The organism is Dongia soli, from assembly GCF_034044715.1.
GTDB classification, from domain to species: domain Bacteria; phylum Pseudomonadota; class Alphaproteobacteria; order Dongiales; family Dongiaceae; genus Dongia_B; species Dongia_B soli.
Window position 1 is genome coordinate 92095 of record NZ_JAXCLW010000004.1, and the last position, 17681, is coordinate 109775.

Annotated in this window: 19 protein-coding genes; 9 read left to right on the forward strand and 10 right to left on the reverse strand. The window is 59.3% G+C overall.

Annotated elements, in window-relative coordinates; translation table 11 throughout:
* Positions 1-202: 202 nt before the first annotated feature.
* Positions 203-340, forward strand: a complete 138-nt coding sequence (locus SMD27_RS15225; RefSeq protein ID WP_320509266.1) for a hypothetical protein — start codon at positions 203-205, stop codon at positions 338-340.
* Positions 341-457: 117 nt separating this feature from the next.
* Here the strand turns inward: SMD27_RS15225 and SMD27_RS15230 are convergent, their stop codons facing one another.
* On the reverse strand, positions 458-1081 hold the full coding sequence (locus tag SMD27_RS15230) for a glutathione S-transferase N-terminal domain-containing protein (protein ID WP_320509267.1): 624 nt from the start codon (positions 1079-1081) through the stop codon (positions 458-460).
* Between the two features lie 132 nt (positions 1082-1213).
* Here SMD27_RS15230 and SMD27_RS15235 point away from each other — a divergent pair, with 132 nt between their 5' ends.
* A complete protein-coding gene (locus SMD27_RS15235; protein ID WP_320509268.1) occupies positions 1214-1651 on the forward strand; it encodes a PaaI family thioesterase in 438 nt (145 codons plus the stop codon).
* Between the two features lie 48 nt (positions 1652-1699).
* On the opposite strand, the gene SMD27_RS15240 is transcribed toward SMD27_RS15235, so the two are convergent.
* The 4 genes from SMD27_RS15240 to SMD27_RS15255 form a co-directional block, all read right to left on the reverse strand.
* On the reverse strand, positions 1700-2101 hold the full coding sequence (locus SMD27_RS15240; protein ID WP_320509269.1) for a DUF962 domain-containing protein: 402 nt from the start codon (positions 2099-2101) through the stop codon (positions 1700-1702).
* Positions 2102-2241: 140 nt separating this feature from the next.
* Complete coding sequence (locus SMD27_RS15245; RefSeq protein WP_320509270.1) at positions 2242-2601, reverse strand: DUF962 domain-containing protein; 360 nt, start codon at positions 2599-2601, stop codon at positions 2242-2244.
* A 154-nt stretch (positions 2602-2755) separates the two neighbouring features.
* The gene (locus SMD27_RS15250; protein WP_320509271.1) at positions 2756-3532 is read right to left on the reverse strand and encodes an enoyl-CoA hydratase/isomerase family protein; all 777 of its coding nucleotides are present in this window, start codon (positions 3530-3532) and stop codon (positions 2756-2758) included.
* A 79-nt stretch (positions 3533-3611) separates the two neighbouring features.
* Positions 3612-4838 (reverse strand): patatin-like phospholipase family protein, encoded by a 1227-nt coding sequence (locus SMD27_RS15255; protein WP_320509272.1) that lies wholly within the window; start codon positions 4836-4838, stop codon positions 3612-3614.
* Between the two features lie 235 nt (positions 4839-5073).
* Here SMD27_RS15255 and SMD27_RS15260 point away from each other — a divergent pair, with 235 nt between their 5' ends.
* On the forward strand, positions 5074-5781 hold the full coding sequence (locus tag SMD27_RS15260; protein WP_320509273.1) for an orotate phosphoribosyltransferase: 708 nt from the start codon (positions 5074-5076) through the stop codon (positions 5779-5781).
* 39 nt (positions 5782-5820) lie between these two features.
* On the forward strand, positions 5821-7059 hold the full coding sequence (locus SMD27_RS15265; protein WP_320509274.1) for an aminotransferase class V-fold PLP-dependent enzyme: 1239 nt from the start codon (positions 5821-5823) through the stop codon (positions 7057-7059).
* 5 nt (positions 7060-7064) lie between these two features.
* On the opposite strand, the gene SMD27_RS15270 is transcribed toward SMD27_RS15265, so the two are convergent.
* Positions 7065-8666 (reverse strand): zinc-binding metallopeptidase family protein, encoded by a 1602-nt coding sequence (locus SMD27_RS15270; protein ID WP_320509275.1) that lies wholly within the window; start codon positions 8664-8666, stop codon positions 7065-7067.
* Positions 8667-8858: 192 nt separating this feature from the next.
* Here SMD27_RS15270 and SMD27_RS15275 point away from each other — a divergent pair, with 192 nt between their 5' ends.
* From SMD27_RS15275 to SMD27_RS15290, 4 genes are all read left to right on the forward strand, one after another.
* On the forward strand, positions 8859-9068 hold the full coding sequence (locus SMD27_RS15275; protein ID WP_320509276.1) for a hypothetical protein: 210 nt from the start codon (positions 8859-8861) through the stop codon (positions 9066-9068).
* A gap of 367 nt (positions 9069-9435) precedes the next feature.
* Complete coding sequence (locus tag SMD27_RS15280) at positions 9436-10821, forward strand: aspartate aminotransferase family protein (protein ID WP_320509277.1); 1386 nt, start codon at positions 9436-9438, stop codon at positions 10819-10821.
* Positions 10822-10879: 58 nt separating this feature from the next.
* A complete protein-coding gene (hemA, locus tag SMD27_RS15285; RefSeq protein WP_320509278.1) occupies positions 10880-12097 on the forward strand; it encodes a 5-aminolevulinate synthase in 1218 nt (405 codons plus the stop codon).
* 124 nt (positions 12098-12221) lie between these two features.
* Positions 12222-12761 (forward strand): hypothetical protein, encoded by a 540-nt coding sequence (locus SMD27_RS15290; RefSeq protein WP_320509279.1) that lies wholly within the window; start codon positions 12222-12224, stop codon positions 12759-12761.
* Positions 12762-12770: 9 nt separating this feature from the next.
* Here the strand turns inward: SMD27_RS15290 and SMD27_RS15295 are convergent, their stop codons facing one another.
* From SMD27_RS15295 to pdxH, 4 genes are read right to left on the reverse strand one after another with little or no spacing between them, the layout of a single operon-like run.
* Positions 12771-14195, reverse strand: coding sequence for a pyridoxal phosphate-dependent decarboxylase family protein (locus tag SMD27_RS15295; RefSeq protein ID WP_320509280.1), 1425 nt, complete (start codon positions 14193-14195; stop codon positions 12771-12773).
* Positions 14196-14210: 15 nt separating this feature from the next.
* Positions 14211-14957 carry an SDR family NAD(P)-dependent oxidoreductase gene (locus tag SMD27_RS15300; RefSeq protein WP_320509281.1) on the reverse strand — a complete coding sequence of 249 codons (747 nt, stop codon included), beginning with the start codon at positions 14955-14957 and terminating at the stop codon, positions 14211-14213.
* Positions 14958-14991: 34 nt separating this feature from the next.
* Positions 14992-15933: a cation diffusion facilitator family transporter gene (locus tag SMD27_RS15305; protein ID WP_320509282.1), complete on the reverse strand. Its 942-nt coding sequence runs from the start codon at positions 15931-15933 to the stop codon at positions 14992-14994.
* 26 nt (positions 15934-15959) lie between these two features.
* The gene (gene pdxH / locus SMD27_RS15310; RefSeq protein WP_320509283.1) at positions 15960-16559 is read right to left on the reverse strand and encodes a pyridoxamine 5'-phosphate oxidase; all 600 of its coding nucleotides are present in this window, start codon (positions 16557-16559) and stop codon (positions 15960-15962) included.
* A gap of 183 nt (positions 16560-16742) precedes the next feature.
* Between pdxH and SMD27_RS15315 the strand changes: the two genes are divergently transcribed.
* Positions 16743-17660: a J domain-containing protein gene (locus SMD27_RS15315; RefSeq protein ID WP_320509284.1), complete on the forward strand. Its 918-nt coding sequence runs from the start codon at positions 16743-16745 to the stop codon at positions 17658-17660.
* Positions 17661-17681: the final 21 nt, after the last annotated feature.

Here is a 17681-nt window from a genome sequence, read left to right on the forward strand (position 1 = left end):
AATCTGTTCCGGCCGCAGATCGCAGATGGCTATCGTGCCGCCACAGCGCTCTGCGGCCGCCATGGTGGCGGGATGTAGCGACAGTGCGAAGCCAAACAGCTACCCTCCGGTCTTGTTCCTCGTCGCACGCTTGCATATAAGCGTGCGACGAGCCGCCTCTCTTTCACCGTTTTCAATTCGCGCATCATGACGGAGTAAACTGATGATACGCAAAGCACTTGCCCTGCTGGCTGTTTCCTTGCTTTTCACCGCTGCCGCTTGCGACAAGGAAGCAACGCAAAAGGCGCTTGCAAAACAGCTTAACGCCAACGAGCGGAACGGCGGCGGGCCAAGCCGCTAAAGGCGAGGTGCGCCTCGATCCCCGGCAAACCGCCATTGATGTCAGCCGAATCGAAGATGGCTGAGAGGTCGCCGTCGGTCCTCCCAGCTGCGTGCAGATATCTTGTCGAGACGAGATTTAATCGCTATCTAGCAACTTCATGGCGCGTTGTACCGCCGGCCTCGTACCGATCGCTTTCTTCCACCTGAGAATGTTAGGAAAGTCAGCGAAGTCGAAGCCAAAATTCCCCAGTCCCTTGACCCAAGGCCAGCAGGCAATATCGGCGATGGAATAGTCGTCGGCCAGATAAGCTGCCTCGTTGAGACGCTTTTCCATCACTCGTGCCAACCGCCCCACTTCATTGGTGTAGCGGTCGATCGCATAGGGAATACGTTCAGGCGCCGCGCTACGAAAATGATAGCATTGTCCAAACATCGGCCCGATGCCCCCCATCTGGAACATCAGCCATTGCAAGGTGTGGTATCGGGCATGTGGATCTGTGGAAAGGAATTGACCGGTCTTTTCCGCCAGGTAGATCAGAATGGCACCGGATTCGAAGATGGTGATCGGCTGGCCTCCTGGGCCGTCATTATCAATAATGGCCGGAATTTTGCTGTTCGGGTTGATGCGCAGATAGGCGGGGTCGAATTGCTGCCCGGCGCTGATATCCACTTTGTGCAGGCGAACAGGCAATCCGGTCTCTTCGACCATGATATGGATCTTATGCCCGTTGGGCGTGCCCCATGTATAAAGATCGATCATTATATCCCTTCAAATTTTGCGGGATTTCCGCCAGCCCTGTGACAAACAGTTTTGGCGATTTCGCTTGTGCTGGCAAGGTCGACCTCACATCATCCCGCCCGACTGTTATGACAGAATGCGGATTCGATCAGAATGCTTTCACCGGAAGTCGATCAGCAAAGCCTCAGCGGCTACAGCAAGCTGTTGGAATATCGCCTGCACCGGGCGGATCGCGGCTATGCGGAGGTGGTGCTGACGATTGGGCCGCAACATCTGAACCGATTGGGCGTACTGCATGGCGGTGTGCTCGGTACATTGATCGATTCCGCCACCGGCTATGCCGTCGCTTTCGCTGACTCGCCCACCAAAATGAAGCCGGCCGTAACACTATCTTTTAACGTGCAGTTCTTGGGGCAAACCCGGGCTGGCGATCAGCTTATCGCGACGGGGAGACATATCGGCGGCGGCAAGACGATCGCTTATGCGACGGCCGAGGTCCACACCACCGAGGGGCGCATTATCGCCCGCGGTGATGCGGTCTATCGTTTTCTCGATGAACGAAAAGTCGGCGGCGCCGGCAGCGGCCCGTAGTGCCGCAACAAGTTGCGGCTAGCACGTCGAACAGCAACTACTGTCGCGCTATCGGCGCGGGAGGGAGAAGTCGACCGAACGGCCTTTTTTGTCCCGCGGCCGATCGATGGGTGCCAACCCAAGGCGGTGATATTCCTGCGCCAGCGTGCCGGTCAAGGCATGCCAGCACATGCGCAGATCTGCGATATAGCCGAAGAACGGGTTGATCACCATCAACGACTTGTTGCGTTCGATCCAATGGTGGGAGCCGATGGCCATAACATAACCGCAGGCAAAGCCGGCTCCGACAATCAGCACTTCATCAAGAAGGAAACCGGCTCCGGCGAATGTGATCCCCGTAGCCGTCGCCGCATAATGCCAAGCACGCGTGCCTCGTTTACGGTGGGCATCGAGATATTCCGCCCAGAATCGTCCGAAACTGCGGCGCGCATCGGCGGATGGCTGCTTCATCTGTCCTCCCTCTCCCCCAGCAACTTGGCACGCTATCTGAATGCAAAAATCGAGAGAAAGTTGCATCGCGACGTGTCATTTCACCGAGACGTGACCGTGCCCAAATGGCGGACCCTGGCAAAAGGTCGGATGGAGAACGATCAGACAGTCGTCTGTTTAGCCAGGCTATTTGTCGCTTGAGGCACGGATACCAACCCAAGCCGGAGATATTCCCGCTGCAACCCGCCGGTCAGGGCAAGCCAGCACATCCTTACATCAGCGAGAGCACCATAAAACGGATTGATGGCGATCAGAGGCTTATTTCCCTCGATCAGGCGATGCGAACCAATCGCCAAAGCAATCGCACAGCTCATGCCGCCCGCGAGCACGAGCAGTTCGTCAAAGAGCGCCGAAACGATACTGGTGACAATGCCGATAGTCGTCGCCAGGTAATGACAGAGCCTTGTCGCTGGTTTCCGATGGGCGTCGAGATATAACCTCCAGAATTCGCTGAATTGCAATGGTTGCCGGCGAGGATTTATCGACATGAAAGCCCCTTCCCTGTTTCCGCCGCCTTGCGACGGCGGCTTTCTTCAAAGATGCTCTTTTTGGATTTCTATCATGAATAGCAGGCACGGACCGCGATGGTCTGTCAACACTTGAAAATAATGGTGCTCATCTACCCGGGAAGTTGGGACGCCGCTTTTCGAGAAAGGCGGAGATACCTTCGCGATAATCCGCTGCCTCGCAGGCGGCATAAGCTTCGCGCATTTCCTCTGCCGATATAGGAATAGGCGCCAGGCATCGGCGTGTCATTGCTTTGTGACGGGCATGGCTGACCGGCGACCCGCTGGCGACACGATCAGCCAGTTTGCCGGCCTCATCCAGCAGCGAGGATCCAGCGCATAATCTCGTCACCAATCCCTTGGCCAGAGCCCAATTCGCATCGTAGATCCCGCCTTCCAACAGCATTTCGAGTACAGTTGGCCGCCCCAACAGATCGACCAGATCGGCAATCTCCGGATAGGGCATCGTGACACCGATTTTTTGAATCGGGACGCCGAATTTGGCGGATGTGGTGGCCAACCGAAGATCGCACATGGCGGCGATTTCCAAACCGGCGCCGATACAATTTCCCTCAATCGCGGCGATCGTCGGATGTCGGCAATCCCGGAGACCGTGGAGGGCATCGACCATCATGCGACCATAGGCTACCGCCTGGTCGGTGCTCCATCGCAAATCGCGAAATTCGGCGAGATCAGCGCCGGCGGCAAAATGCGCCCCCGCACCGCGTAGGATGATGCAACGCACTGTATCATTTAATTCGAGCACGGCGACGATACGATGCAGCTCGCGCCACATATCCGCGTTCAGCGCATTCATTTTATCCGGCCGGTTCAAGGTCACGGTTGCGATGCGGTCGCTAATATCCAAAAGAACAGTTTGTGACATGTGCCGAATCCAATGGGAACATTGGAAGCCAGCATAACCATGCCGGCGAATGCGGCAAGCCGGTCAGGAAGGCCAGTTGCTAATCTTCTCCGACATTGGCAGCATCCACCGCCGGCATCGCTGCTGAAGCTGGCTTGAAGCCGGACGCACTTCCAGTCATTTCGATCGATTGGTGGTCAACGGCGACATTGGGTTCGGGCGCATTGGCGCGCGGTGGGGCCCAGGCCAGCAATTGCTCAGAAAGGCTACGCAAAACCATCCGGTTGGCCTGCAGCAGGTCCTCGGCCAGGAGCTTCAGGACGCGAATATTGGTATTGCTGGCATCATCCATGTCGTCATTGCCGACATCGAGGCGTGCCTGGAAGCGATAATATTGCCGCCGCCCATCCGGCAGATCCGGCAGCAATTGCTGCAACTGATAATCCACCACGTCGGAGATGCCGTCGCACATCATTGCGAAAGTCGGTTGCGCCCAGCGTGCCGCGCCCCAATCCTTCACCTCGGCATAGGGCAGGCGCCGAGTCAATTCGCCGGTGCCGAGCGAGACCATGACAATGTTGTCGTATTCGGGAAAGCGATTCAGCATCTCCACATAGGCGCACATGCCGGGGTTATAGGCGAAGAGTGCGCCATCGACCAATGCATAGTAATCGTTCGGACCGTCGATCTCGATCTGCATCGGCTCGAAATAGGTCGGCGCCGCCGTCGCGGCCCGGATGACTTGCCACATCGGATAATCGTAATAGGCCTTGGCCCGGGCATTGCTGGTCTTGAAGAAGAAGGGAAAGCGCCGTTCAATCTCATAGGCCGGGACGATCACCTCAGCCAGCGCATCCTTCAACCTGGTATCGCCGAAATAATCGTGCAGCACGCTTTCCAGGCCCATGGATGGATATTTGCCTTCGGCAAGATTGCCGACCGCGCGAATCTTGTGCCAGACCGAGCGCGAGAACACCCGCTGTCCTTCTTGCTCATAGAGCCTGACGATATCGCGGGCCGAATGGCGCGGCTGGCCGTGCTCGTCCGGCGCCGCCAGGGCCAATCCCAGCAGACCGCCGGTCGATGTGCCGACGATCATGTCGAAAAGGTCGATGATCGGCCGGTTGGTACGGCGCTCCAGATCCGCCAGCACCATGGCCGGCAACAGGCCGCGAATGCCGCCCCCGTCGATCGACAGCACGCGGAACGGCCGTTTGCCGTTGGAACTGGAGTTCATATCGCCGGGCGTCAACGCAGAGACCTTGCGTCGCTCTTCGGCGCGCCGGCCGAAAAGAATGCGTCGGGCAATCGAGAGGGGTGCTGTCACCGGACCTCCACCACGGCCACATTGAGACATTTGACCCGGCAACCGGTGATTGTCGCCAAGCCCATCCTTAAGCCCATTCTAGGGCGGGCTCGCCGGACGAAATGACTATAGCCGATTACCCTCTAGGAATGGTTAATAATTTTTGACGGTCCGAAGCTCCCAGCTCCATTGCCGGCTGCCGTCCCAGCCGCTAAAAGGGCGGCCGATAATTGTCATTTCGCCTGGGAGTCTCTCGATGACCGCTGCCGCCTCGACCGAAGCAAGCGCCGGCCTGTCCGGACCGATCGTTGCCCGCATCCTCCTGGAAATCGCCGCCGTCCATTTTCGCCCCAACGATCCGTTCATCCTGACCTCGGGACGGGCGAGCCCGGTCTATATCGATTGCCGGAAGATCATTTCCTTCCCGCGGGCCCGGCGGAAAGTCATCGAACTGGCAGCCGATTTAGTGGAGAGGGAAATCGGCTTCGAGAGCCTGGATGCGGTGGCCGGTGGCGAAACGGCCGGTATCCCTTACGCTGCCTGGCTGGCGGACCGGTTGAGCTTGCCCATGCTTTATATCCGCAAGAAGCCGAAAGGTTTCGGCCGCGGCGCCCAGATCGAGGGCGATATGCCGGTGGGCTGCCGCACCCTGCTGGTGGAGGATCTGGCGACGGATGGCGGCAGCAAGGTCAACTTCATCAATGCGATCCGCGCGGCCCAAGGCAAGGTGAGCGACGCGCTGGTTGTCTTCCATTACGGCATCTTCAAGCAATCGACCGAAGGTCTCGCGGCACTGGGCGTGCGCCTGCATGGCTTGGCGACCTGGTGGGATGTGCTGGCCGCCGCGCGGGAAACCGGACGCCTCGATGCTGCTGATCAGGCGGCCGTGCGCTCGTTCCTGGAAGATCCGGAAGGCTGGTCTACTGCCCATGGCGGCAAGGAACCTACAGCCGATAAGGCGTAACAAAACAAATCACGAAACGACTAAAGCGATTGGTGGGATATGATGGTTAAAGCAGTTCTCGACACAGCTTTCGTGCGCGCGCAATTCGCGCCTTTGGCTGACGGATGGGTTTTCGTCGAGAATGCCGGCGGCACCTATGTACCCCGTCAGGTTGTCGACCGTGTTCAGGAATATATGAGCCAGACACAGGTGCAGCCGAATTGGGGTTTCGCCTCTTCCGAACGCGCAACCGAGCGGATTCGCCACGGCAAGCAATTGATGGCCGAATTCATCAACGCCGAACCGGATGAGATCGTCTTCGGTCCGTCGACAACGATGAACGTCTATCTTCTGGCCCAGGCCATCCGCCCCTGGCTCAAGCAGGGCGATGAAATCATCGTCACCGAACAGGATCACGAAGCAAATGTGGGTGCCTGGCGCCGTCTGGCTGAATTCGGCGTGGTGATCAAGGAATGGCAGGTCGACCGCGCGACAGGCGCCTTACGTTACGAGATGCTTGATGAGCTGCTGAGCGACAAGACGCGTCTGGTTGCCTTCACCCATTGCTCGAATGTCTGCTCGATCGTCCATGATGCCGCCGCCTTGGTGCGCAAGATCCACGACGCTGGCGCCCTCGCCTTTATCGACGGCACGGCCTATGCGCCCCATTTCAGCGTTGATGTGAAGGCACTGGATGTCGATTTCTATGTCTGCAGTCTCTATAAATTCTGCGGGCCACATCAATCGATCCTTTATGGCAAGCGCGATCTGTTGCGCAAAGCCGCCAACCAGAATCACCATTTCATCACCGACGACAATATCAGCTACAAGTTATTGCCGGGCGGGCCGAACCACGAATTCGCCGCCGGGGCTGTCGGTGTCGCCGATTACTATGACGCCCTTCATGATCATCATTTCAAGACGCGGGAGAACAACTTCCATGCCCGCCTGACCAAAGTCTACGGCTTGATCGCGGCGCATGAAGAGCGGTTGGCTGCACGCCTGACCGCTTACCTGAACACTGTTCCTGGCATTCAGATCATCGGCCGGGTGCCATCAAGCGATGGCCGCCTCGCCCCGGTGATCGGCTTCCGGGTCGCCGGCCGCTCTTCGGCAGAAATCGTGCGCGAATTGAACAAGCGGCAGATCGCCATCGGCCATGGCGATTTCTGGGCTGCACGTGTCATCAAGGCGATGGGCATGACCGCCGAGGAAGGCGTGATCCGCATCGGCTTCGCGCATTATAACGACGACGCGGATGCAGACCGCTTGATCGCCGCTTTGAAGGAAGTCCTCTAGCCGCATCACTCCCCCTCGCGTGCCGGAATCCACCATTCTTCGCCGCGCGGCGTGGTGACATATTCCGGCCAGCGGAAATCGATCGGCGCGCGAAAATCGGCGGGCAGCAATGGTTCCATCCATTTGCTGCCACCGATGCCACCACCGGTCCGGTCGCGCCATTCATCCTGGGCGGCCTTCAGCAAATCAGGGCGCGTCATCAGATCGATAATGGTTGCGCCAATGGTTTTCGATGCGGTGCGGATCATCGGATCGATACAGCTTCGGATGCCGCCAAGAGCGTTCATGACCCAATCGGGATAATTGACGCCGCGGGCAGCTTTCAACATCGGCCGGCCGATATAAAAACGCACGGTCGGCCCATACCAGCAATATTCGGTGTAATCGTCAGAGGTCGAGTTGATCTGCCAGGGCGGCAGCGTTTCACGCAAGCGCAGCTCCGCCTCCTGCGGCTCAATCAATTGCTCGATCGCCGGTAAAAACGGCTTTTCCATCGGCTCAATGCCAAGTTCGCGCTGCATCGCTTGCGCCGCGCGGACCGCTTCATCACCCCATTGCGGTGCGCCCGCCAGTTTCAGATTGTCATAGGTCGCCTGCGCCATGACATGATTTGCAAGTCCCGGCCGGGATTTCGTCACCCAAGTCTTGGTCCAGCGGCAATGCGCTGCTTTGGCCGCTGCTTCGGCATTGTTGTCCAGCACTCGGGCAATGGTCTCTGCCATTTCCAATGTCGGTGCGCGCCACAGATATTGGATCTGTGCCGTCTGGGCGGGCAAGTTGTCTGCCGTCGCCTGACCCGCGCTGAGAATGGCCTCGCTGATCGACCAGCCTCCCGTGAAAGGCAGCATGTTCGATTGGGCCTGCTTGGTCATGCCGAACATATGGAACAAGGCGTCATTCGCCCCCGGCGCGCGAGCGGAGATATGGCTGGCGGGAATGGGGCTGTCGGGATCTGCTGACAGCCAGTTCTCCGGCTCGATGCAGTCGAATGTATAGATGCAGGCATAGCCGAGGCCGCAATGCGTGTCCCAGCGCGCGGTATTGACCAGCGGCAGCATATAGGTCGGGTGAAAACTCAGGAATGCATCTATGCCGTCGTAATAGCCTTTGGCCGCGTGGACCGGTTTCGACAGCCGCAGCTTTTCAGCCGGTTCGCCGAAATAGCGGATCGTTCCGCGAATGCCGAATTTTTGCATCGTTGCCTTGGCCGATAGGATGCCGCCAAGCGAACTGATCCCCAGCGCCGAATGCGGATCGGTATGGCCTGCCGCATGGCGGCTGAGGCCGTTGCGCGGCTCCTTGCGGGTGCTGGCAGCCTGACAATTGCCCGGTACGGCATCGTATTCCGCATAAGCACCGACCACCGGGTCGCCGGCTGCGGCATCGTTCGACCAGCTCGCGGCGAAAGCCGTCGGCATCCCGCCGGTGCCGGCTTCGACTTCGAACCCTTCGCGCCGCAGAAGATCGACATACCAGGCCGCGGATTTGTACTCACGCAAGGCCGGTTCGGCAAAGTGCCAAATGATCTGGTTCCAATCGGAAAGGTCAGTCATATGACCATCGATCCAATCCAGGGCGAATTGTTTCTGCGCTGCGTTACCTGCCATGACCTTCTTCCCCCTGCGAGAGTGCGTTTGCCGCATCGTTTCGACTGAACGAGATCAAATCAATCAGAGCGAGGGAGAACTGGCAAGATGATCCGCTAATCCAACGAAGCACTCACGATTGCGTTGATTTTTGGAACGCGAGCGAGTGCGAGCCGTTTGCCGAAGGTCAAGCCGACGAAAGGGAGAGTTTGAATGAAGCAACAGCATCTCAGCCGCAATCAACGCGAACGGCAAGTGATCGAAGCCCGCCAGCGGGAAAGGTGGCTTGAAGAACAGGCTGCAAGCAAGGAAACCTCGGAAGGCTGGCGGGATGTCGAGCGCCAGGTGGAACGCGACAGCGATCGCCCCGAACGTGCTGCACCCGCCGAGCGGCGCAACCAGCCACCGACAAGGGAAAGATAAGCTCCCCGCAAATCATACCTGGTGAACATGAAAACCCCGATCGAGGTTTCGATCGGGGTTTTTGATATGATTTGACAGTGCCGCTCACGCTCAGGGGATCGGTCCTCCTTCAGAATCGGACCAACACCTCCCTGACCTGCTGCCTGCCGATAATGCCCGTGGCGGCTCTGCTCCGTCCAGCCACGCTGCCGCTGCAAACCGCTAACGGCATGAGATTCCTCCCTAAAATCATAGTGTTGAGGCAAAATGTCTCAAGCTTATGCCAGCTTTGACACTCGCCTTCTGCCAGGAGATATTACCTCCCGCTGGATTTTTGTAAGGTGGCCGGTAGACTGCCGCTTTCTGCAACGACGGAAGATCAATAATCATGAGCCCTCGGCCGAATTCTCTCGCGGCACGCGATGCCGCCTTCCACCTGCATGGCTATACCAATGCCCAGAAGAACGAGCAGGAAGGCGGTTTTGTCATCACCCGCGGCAAGGGCATCTACGTCTATGACGAGAATGGCAAGGAATATCTCGACGGCATGGCCGCCCTCTGGTGCTCCGGTCTCGGTTTCGGCGAGGAACCACGCCTGACCCAGGCGGCGGTGAAGCAGATGCAGGAACTGCCGTTCTATCACACCTTCACCCAGAAGGTGGCATCGGTCACCGTCGAACTTGCCGAAAAGCTAGTCAATCTGGCGCCCGTGCCGATGTCGAAAGCCTATTTCTGCAATAGCGGATCGGAAGCCAACGACACCGTCGTCAAGATGATCTGGTACATCAATAACGGCCTTGGCCGGCCGCAGAAGAAGAAGATCATCTCCCGCACCAAGGCCTATCACGGCGTCACCGTGGCGGCGGCCTCGCTGACCGGCCTGCCCGGCCTGCATATCGATTTCGATCTGCCGATCGCCGGCATCCTGCGCACCGATTGCCCGCATCATTATCGCTTCGGCAATCCCGGCGAGTCGGAAGAGGATTTCGCAACGCGTTGCGCCGAAAGCCTGGAGAAGCTGATCCTCCGCGAAGGGCCGGACACGATCGCTGCCATGTTTGCCGAACCGGTCATGGGTGCCGGCGGCGTCATTATTCCGCCGAAGACCTATTTCGCGAAGATCCAGGCCGTCCTCAAGAAATACGACATCCTGCTGGTCGCCGACGAAGTGATCTGCGGCTTCGGCCGGACCGGCAATTTCTGGGGCAGCCAGACCATGGGCGTGACTCCCGACATCATGACCATGGCGAAGCAGCTTTCCGCCGGCGTCCTGCCGATCGCTGCCGTCCTGGTCAATCAACGCGTCTACGAAGCCCTACGAGACAACAGCGCCAAGAACACCGTCTTCGGGCATGGCATCACCTATTCGGGCCATCCGGTCTGCGCTGCCGTGGCACTGGAAACGCTGAAAATCTACGAAGAGCGCAAGATTGTCGATCGGGTGCGAGCGCTGGAACCGGTCTTCCTGCGCGAATTGCAGCGCTTTAGGGAACATCCCCTGGTCGGCGAATGCCGGGGCGTTGGCCTGGTCGGGGCGATCGAGTTGGTCAAGGATAAAGCGACGCGTCAAAGTTTCGATGCGTCGCTGGCAGTCGGTCCCAACCTGGTTCGGATCGCTCATAATCATGGCTTGATCATCCGGGCCGTCGGCGATTCCCTGGCTTTCTGCCCGCCCATGGTGATCAGCGAAGCGGAAGTGGTCGATATGTTTGTCCGTTTTGAAAAATCCCTGGCCGATGTGGCCGAGTGGCTGAAGCGCGACGGACATCTGTAAGTGAGTTTGCGTTCCGGCTTGCCGTTGGCCGGCCAAGTAAGTTGATTGGATAACCGCGATGGACTTTGAACAATTCTTCCGTGACCGATTGGGCGACCTGCGGGCCGAAGGCCGTTACCGCGTGTTCGCCGATCTCGAACGGCAGGCCGGACGTTTCCCGCGCGCCCGTTGGCGCGAGCGGCCTGATGCCGAAGCCCGGGAGATCACCGTCTGGTGCTCCAATGACTATCTCGGCCTCGGACAGCATCCGGCGATCCTCCGGGCAATGCAGGATGCCCTGCTGCATTACGGCGCCGGAGCCGGCGGAACCCGCAACATCTCCGGCACGACTCATGAGCATGTCCTGCTGGAACGGGCCCTGGCCGATTGGCATGGCAAGGAAGCGGCCCTGCTTTTCACCTCGGGCTTCATCTCGAATGAAGCGACCCTCGGAACCCTGGCGCGGCAATTGCCGAATGCCATCGTCTATTCCGATGCCCAGAATCACGCATCGATGATCGCCGGCATCCGCCATAGCCGAGTCGAGTACCATATCTTCCGGCATAACGACGCCGGCCATCTGCGGGAGCTTCTGGCTTCGCATGATCCGGCCCGGCCGAAGATCGTCGCCTTCGAATCCGTCTATTCCATGGATGGCGATATCGCGCCCATCGCGGAGATCTGCGACGTCGCCGAAGAGTTCGGCGCCCTCACCTATCTCGACGAAGTGCATGCGGTTGGCATGTATGGAAAGCAGGGCGCCGGCATCGCCGAACGCGATGGCCTCAGCCATCGCCTGACCATTATCGAAGGCACGATGGGAAAGGCCTTTGGCCTGATGGGTGGTTATATCGCCGGCTCCGCCGCGATGGTTGATTTCATCCGCAGCTTCGCACCCGGCTTCATCTTCACCACCGCTTTGCCCCCGGTCCTGGTGGCAGGTGCGCGCGCGAGCCTCGAAATCCTGCGCGGTGCGAGCGATCTGCGCCGGCAACATCAGGCGCGCGCGCAGCAATTGCGGCAGTCGCTGCTGGCGGCCGGCCTGCCGGTGATGCTCAGCGAAAGCCATATCGTGCCGGTGCGCGTGGGCAATCCCGTTGCCTGCAAGGCAATCAGCGACCGGCTGCTGCGCCAGCACGATATCTATGTGCAGCCGATCAATTACCCGACGGTGCCGCGCGGCACGGAGCGGTTGCGCTTTACGCCAAGCCCCGACCATGATGACCGGATGATTAGCACCGCAACGGAGGCATTGCGGGCCTGCTGGCGGGAACATGCCCTGCCGCTCGCCAGTTAATGCGCTGGTGGCTGATTCCTTGTTCCTTGGTGCCAAGCCTCTGTACTGGCCCTCGATGCCGTTAAGCGATGGCTGGACAAGTCGGAATTCGCCACTTTAGAATGCCTCTCATTCTGAGGTGAAGATGTACAAGGATAATAGTCTCGTTCCCAGTGAAGCGATCCGGCTGGCAGCCCTGGGCCTCTTGGCTCGGCAAGAGCGGAGCTATGCCGATCTGGCGCGGGACATCCGGCATTTCACCGCCCGAATCGTCGGTCCGTCGCTCGATCTGCTGGGCCCGTCGCTGGAATTGTTCAAGGTTGAAGGACTCATGGAGGCGGCGGATGCCGCACCGCCCCATGATGAGCAGCGTATTCGGATCACAGCGGCTGGCGAGCAGGAATTCCGACACCTGATGACCGCCAAGCTGCGCGGCCCAATGGGCGAAGTCAACAAGCTGATCATCGCTCTTAAAATGCATTTCCTCGATCTCCTCGTTCGCGAGGAGCAATTGGCGCAAATCGAAATGCTAGAGGAAACTTGCGGCCGGGAATTGGCGCGGCTTGGCGATCTCCGCGGCCATCACAGCGACGAGGCCACTTTTCTCACATCGTGGCTGGATCACGAAATCGACGAAGTCGATTCCCGCCGGCAATGGTTCCGGCGATTGCGCGAACGCCTGTAGCCAAGCGACCTACCGGTTCCGGACGATCCGTTCGATTTGCTTCAGGATCGCCGCAGCGGAGCGGTCGATATCCGCCTCCGTTGTGCGATAATTGCAGATCGAGATACGAAGGGCGCGACGACCCCGCCAGGTCGTTCCACCCAGCCAACAGGTGCCCTCCGCCTGAATCGCGGCTATGACCGAATCGGTGATCTGATCGCCGATCTCATTATCCGGCACCGCTATCCGCACCAGGACCTGGTTGAGCACGACTTCGTTGAGTATGGTGACGCCATCGGCCGCAACCAGATGATCGCGCATCCGCTGCGCCAGGCGGCAGCACCGTGCGACCAGCGCCGAAATGCCGTCACGGCCAAAACTCAGCAGGGCCGCGTAGATCGCGATCGCTCGAGCGCGACGGGACATTTCCGGTACCCATTGATAAGGGTCGCGATAGGTCTCGCCGGTTTTATGAAGATAGGGTTCCCCGGGCACCGACATGGCGGCGCGATGAGCCGCCGGATGTGCCGTCAGGACAATGCCGGAATCATGCGGAACATTGAGCCATTTATGGCCATCGGTTGCCCAGGAATCCGCGCGCGCTATACCGGCCGTCAAATACCGATGGTCCGGCGCTACGGCGGCCCACAAGCCGAAAGCTCCATCGACATGCAGCCAAGCACCATGGCGTTGGGCGACATCGGCGATCTCGGAAAAAGCATCGAAGGCACCCGTATTCACGCCGCCGGCCTGGGCACAAATGATCGCGGGGCCATGCCCCTGCTCGATTGCCTGAGCCAGCAGGTCGGTACGCATTCTTCCCTGATCGTCGCCGGGAATGATGACGCTGTGATCGCGTCCCAGGCCGATATATTGAAGTGCGGTCGTCACCGAGCCATGGGCGTCAGCGCCGCAGAAGACTTGAATGCGCGGCGCGCCGAAAAGTCCCTGTCGCTCGACATCCCAACCGGCCTTCATCAGCACATGATGGCGCGCCGCCAGCAAAGCCGTGACATGCGCCATCTGGCAACCACTGACGAAACCGACGCTGATCTTCCGTCCCGGTCCGGACAGACCGAAGAGATCAGCAAGCCATCGCCCGACAACCTCTTCAATGACGGCATTGGCGGGCGAAGTAGCATAGAGAACCGCATTCTGGTCCCAGGCCGCCGTCAGCCAATCGGCCGCCAGAGCCGCCGGATGTGCGCCGCTGACCACATGGCCGAAATAACGCGGCCCGGCCGATGCAACGATGCCTGGATCGACCGCCGCAACCAGGCGTTCGAGAACCGCCAAAGGGTCCCGCCCTTCTTCCGGCAAGCCGCCACCTAAGGCCTCAGCGAGCGAGGCTTGGTCGGCTTGAACACCGACCGACCGCTCCGGCAGGCCGTCAAGGAAATCCGACGCCAGCTGCGCAGCCCGCGCCAACAGAACCTGGTTGGGTGATTTGCTCATGGAACGGCAATAGGATCAAAACAGGTGCTGACCGCCGGTCAGGAAAATTTCCGTTCCCGTGACATAGCCAAAATCCTCGCCGCACAAGCGGAACACGACCCCCGCCACTTCCCCGGGGGTTCCCATCCGGCCCATCGGAATGCGGGGAATGAGGGCTTCGTATTCCGCCCCGATCATGGCTGTCTCTATTTCACCGGGTGCGACGGCATTGACCCGCACGCCCAGCGCCGCGAACTCCACGGCCATTTCCCGTGTCAACGCCGACAAGGCCGCTTTCGAGGTTGAATAGGCCGAGCTGGCAAAGGGATGGATGGCATGGCCGGCGATTGAGGTGATATTGACGACCGTGCCCTTGCCTTGATGCAGCGGGCGGGCAAAACCACGGGCCAGGGTGAGCGGCGTGAAGAAGTTCAGTTCGAAGACCTCACGCCAAGCATCGACGTCGCCGTTCAGGATACCAAGCCGTTCCTTGAACGGCGTCTTGGGACTGATGGCTGCATTATTGACCAGTGCATGTACCGGCTGGCCGTCGAGCACAACAAGGGCCTGTTCGACGAATTTCGCGGCGTCATCGGCGTGGGCGAGATCGACGGTGATATGATGCGTCCAATTGGGGTCGCGTTTGCACTCCTCCGGCACCGGATCCCGGCTGCAGGTAATGATGCACCAGCCTTCCTGGCTGAAACGTTTCACTGTTGCATGGCCGATTCCTCGGCTGGCGCCGGTCAGGATGACGGTTTTCTTACTGGCTGTCTCGGTCATCTCGCCTCGCTCGTCTCCTCAACCGACATGCAGGTCACCTGAACACCCGCCTGCGTTCGGCCACGCCGTAGGGGTCTTGATGGATAATGATTTCAGCGCCCGGGAAATGCTGCAAGAGTTCCCTCTCCACAGCATCCGAGATGCGGTGCGCCTCACGCAATGTCATATCCGCGTCCAATTCCAGATGGAACTGGATAAAGCGAAACTGCCCTGCAACCCGCGTGCGCAATTCATGCAGACCGCGCACCTCGGGATGCTGGCGCACGATCTCCTTGATCTGATCGCGCTCGGCACCTTCCATTTCCCGGTCCATCAGCATGTCGAAGGCCTCGCGGCCGATGCCGATTGCGGTAAAGGCGATGAACAGCGCAACCGCTAAACCGAAAAGGGGATCAATCCACCACAGGCCGAACCAGGCGCTCAGCACCAAAGCGGCAATGACAGCGGCATTGACCAGGAAATCGCTGAAATAATGGGTGGCATCGGCCCGCACCGCAAGTGAGCCGGTCCGGCGAATGACATGACGCTGATACACCATCAGCACCGCGGTGACGGCGATGGACACGACCATCACCACGATGCCGATACCAGTATTCTCGACCGGCTGCGGCTCCGCGAAATGATTGATGACCTCGATCAGCAGGAGCACTGAGGAACCGAGGATGAAAGCCACCTGTACCAGGCCGGCCAGCGGCTCCGCCTTGCCATGACCGAAGCGATGTTCCGCATCCGCCGGGGTCAAAGCATGGTGCACCGCCAGCAGATTGATCAGCGACGCCGCCATATCGAGGCCCGAATCGAGCAAGGTCGAGAGCAGCGCCACCGAACCGGTGGAAAGATAGGCATAGAACTTGATCGCAATCAGCAATGCCGCCGCGAAAACGGAAGCAAGGGTTGCCCGCCGCATCAATCGCCCTGTTTCATCGAGCGAGAGCGGTGGGGCGCTGATCTGGTTATCACTGGCGCGATCGGTCATGTCCAAGTCTCGAACAGGTGTCTCGATCAGGGATAGAGCTTCTCGGTCCGCCAGCCGCCATCGACGCGGTGATAGACCAACCGGTCATGCAGCCGGAAGGGACGATCTTCCCAAAACTCGATTCGCGCCGGGACGACCCGGAAGCCGGACCAATAATCGGGCCGGGGAATCGTTCCAATGGGATACTTGGCCGTATATTGGGCAACACGCTTTTCCAGATCGAACCGGCTTTCCAGCGGCCGGGATTGCTGCGAAGCCCAGGCGCCGATCTGGCTCGCGCGCGGCCGGCTATGGAAATAGTCATCGGCTTCCTGGTTGCTGACGGGATAGGCCGTTCCCTCGATTCGTATCTGGCGCTTCAGGGATTTCCAGTGCAGCAGCAACGCCGCCTTGCCGGTTGCGCGCAATTGCTCGCCCTTACGGCTTTCGATATTCGTGTAAAAAACAAATCCGCTGGGGCCAGCATCCTTCAACAGCACCATACGGACGGATGGCTGCCCATCGGCGCCGACCGTCGCGAGGGCCATCGCATTCGGATCGTTCGGTTCGTGCTGGCTCGCCTCGGCCAACCAGCGGTCGAACTGCGTGAAAGGCTCAGCTTCCGGATGCAATGTCTCTTCAGTCATAATCCCTCTCGTTACGATAGGACGATCTATAGCATTGATTCGTGTTTGCCGGCGAATTTCAAGAACAACCCGCGCCACTTGTATGCTGACAATCGGCGACGGATCGGCAGGCGAACCCCCTATAGCCGCCCTTGCGGGAAACCAGGACTATGATTAACTAATCCCAGGTGAATGGGGTGATGAATGGCCGATCCTTATCAACTTCTAGGAGTAGCGCGTAACGCCAGCGACGAGGAGATCAAGAAAGCCTATCGTCGGCTGGCGAAAAAGCTGCATCCAGATGTCAATCCCGGCAATAAAAAGATCGAGAATCAGTTCAAAGAGGCCACTGCCGCCTATGACCTGTTGAGCGATCCCGAGAAAAGGCAACGCTACGATCGGGGCGAAATCGATGAATCCGGACAGCCTCGTGGCTTCGGCGGCTATGGCGGTTATCGCCGGGGCGCCGGCGGTGCTCGGCGCGCACGGGATTTCGGCTTGGATGAGGAAACGGGCGGTCCCGAGGATGTTTTTCGTGACTTCTTCGGCTTTGGCAACCGTCAGCGCGCCGGCATGCGCATGCGCGGGGCCGACGTTTCCTATCAGGTCGAAGTCAGCTTTCTCGAAGCTGCGCTCGGCAGCAAGAAGCGGCTCAACCTGACCGATGGGAAAAGCCTGGATGTCACGATCCCGCCCGGCACGCAGACCGGCCAGACGCTGCGGCTGAAAGGCCAGGGCCTGCCCGGCGCGGGTGGTGCCACAGCCGGCGATGCGTATGTGGAGGTGCTGGTTGCCGATCATGCTTTCTTCACGCGGGACGGTTTCGATATTCTGCTCGAAGCGCCGATCACGCTCTATGAAGCGGTCCTCGGCGCCACCATCACCGTTCCGACCATAGACGGCAAAGTTGCCCTGAAGGTCCCCGAGGACAGCAATACGGGCACGCAACTCCGCCTCAAAGGCAAGGGCATCACCAATCCCAAGACCGGACAGCGCGGCGATCAATATGTTCGCTTTGTCGTTACCCTGCCGGATCAAGTTGACAGCGACTTGCGCAGCGCCATCGAACGCTGGGCCAAAACCCACAGCTACAATGTGCGCAACAAGCTGTCGAACCCTTAACCTGTTGAACTAAATTCCAAA

Bases quoted from the DNA above. Each gene is read 5' to 3' on its own strand.
- SMD27_RS15225 (WP_320509266.1), top strand. From the start codon at position 203: ATGATACGCAAAGCACTTGCCCTGCTGGCTGTTTCCTTGCTTTTCACC.
- SMD27_RS15230 (WP_320509267.1), bottom strand. From the start codon at position 1,081: ATGATCGATCTTTATACATGGGGCACGCCCAACGGGCATAAGATCCAT.
- SMD27_RS15235 (WP_320509268.1), top strand. From the start codon at position 1,214: ATGCTTTCACCGGAAGTCGATCAGCAAAGCCTCAGCGGCTACAGCAAG.
- SMD27_RS15240 (WP_320509269.1), bottom strand. From the start codon at position 2,101: ATGAAGCAGCCATCCGCCGATGCGCGCCGCAGTTTCGGACGATTCTGG.
- SMD27_RS15250 (WP_320509271.1), bottom strand. From the start codon at position 3,532: ATGTCACAAACTGTTCTTTTGGATATTAGCGACCGCATCGCAACCGTG.
- SMD27_RS15260 (WP_320509273.1), top strand. From the start codon at position 5,074: ATGACCGCTGCCGCCTCGACCGAAGCAAGCGCCGGCCTGTCCGGACCG.
- SMD27_RS15265 (WP_320509274.1), top strand. From the start codon at position 5,821: ATGATGGTTAAAGCAGTTCTCGACACAGCTTTCGTGCGCGCGCAATTC.
- SMD27_RS15270 (WP_320509275.1), bottom strand. From the start codon at position 8,666: ATGGCAGGTAACGCAGCGCAGAAACAATTCGCCCTGGATTGGATCGAT.
- SMD27_RS15275 (WP_320509276.1), top strand. From the start codon at position 8,859: ATGAAGCAACAGCATCTCAGCCGCAATCAACGCGAACGGCAAGTGATC.
- SMD27_RS15280 (WP_320509277.1), top strand. From the start codon at position 9,436: ATGAGCCCTCGGCCGAATTCTCTCGCGGCACGCGATGCCGCCTTCCAC.
- hemA (WP_320509278.1), top strand. From the start codon at position 10,880: ATGGACTTTGAACAATTCTTCCGTGACCGATTGGGCGACCTGCGGGCC.
- SMD27_RS15290 (WP_320509279.1), top strand. From the start codon at position 12,222: ATGTACAAGGATAATAGTCTCGTTCCCAGTGAAGCGATCCGGCTGGCA.
- SMD27_RS15295 (WP_320509280.1), bottom strand. From the start codon at position 14,195: ATGAGCAAATCACCCAACCAGGTTCTGTTGGCGCGGGCTGCGCAGCTG.
- SMD27_RS15300 (WP_320509281.1), bottom strand. From the start codon at position 14,957: ATGACCGAGACAGCCAGTAAGAAAACCGTCATCCTGACCGGCGCCAGC.
- SMD27_RS15305 (WP_320509282.1), bottom strand. From the start codon at position 15,933: ATGACCGATCGCGCCAGTGATAACCAGATCAGCGCCCCACCGCTCTCG.
- pdxH (WP_320509283.1), bottom strand. From the start codon at position 16,559: ATGACTGAAGAGACATTGCATCCGGAAGCTGAGCCTTTCACGCAGTTC.
- SMD27_RS15315 (WP_320509284.1), top strand. From the start codon at position 16,743: ATGGCCGATCCTTATCAACTTCTAGGAGTAGCGCGTAACGCCAGCGAC.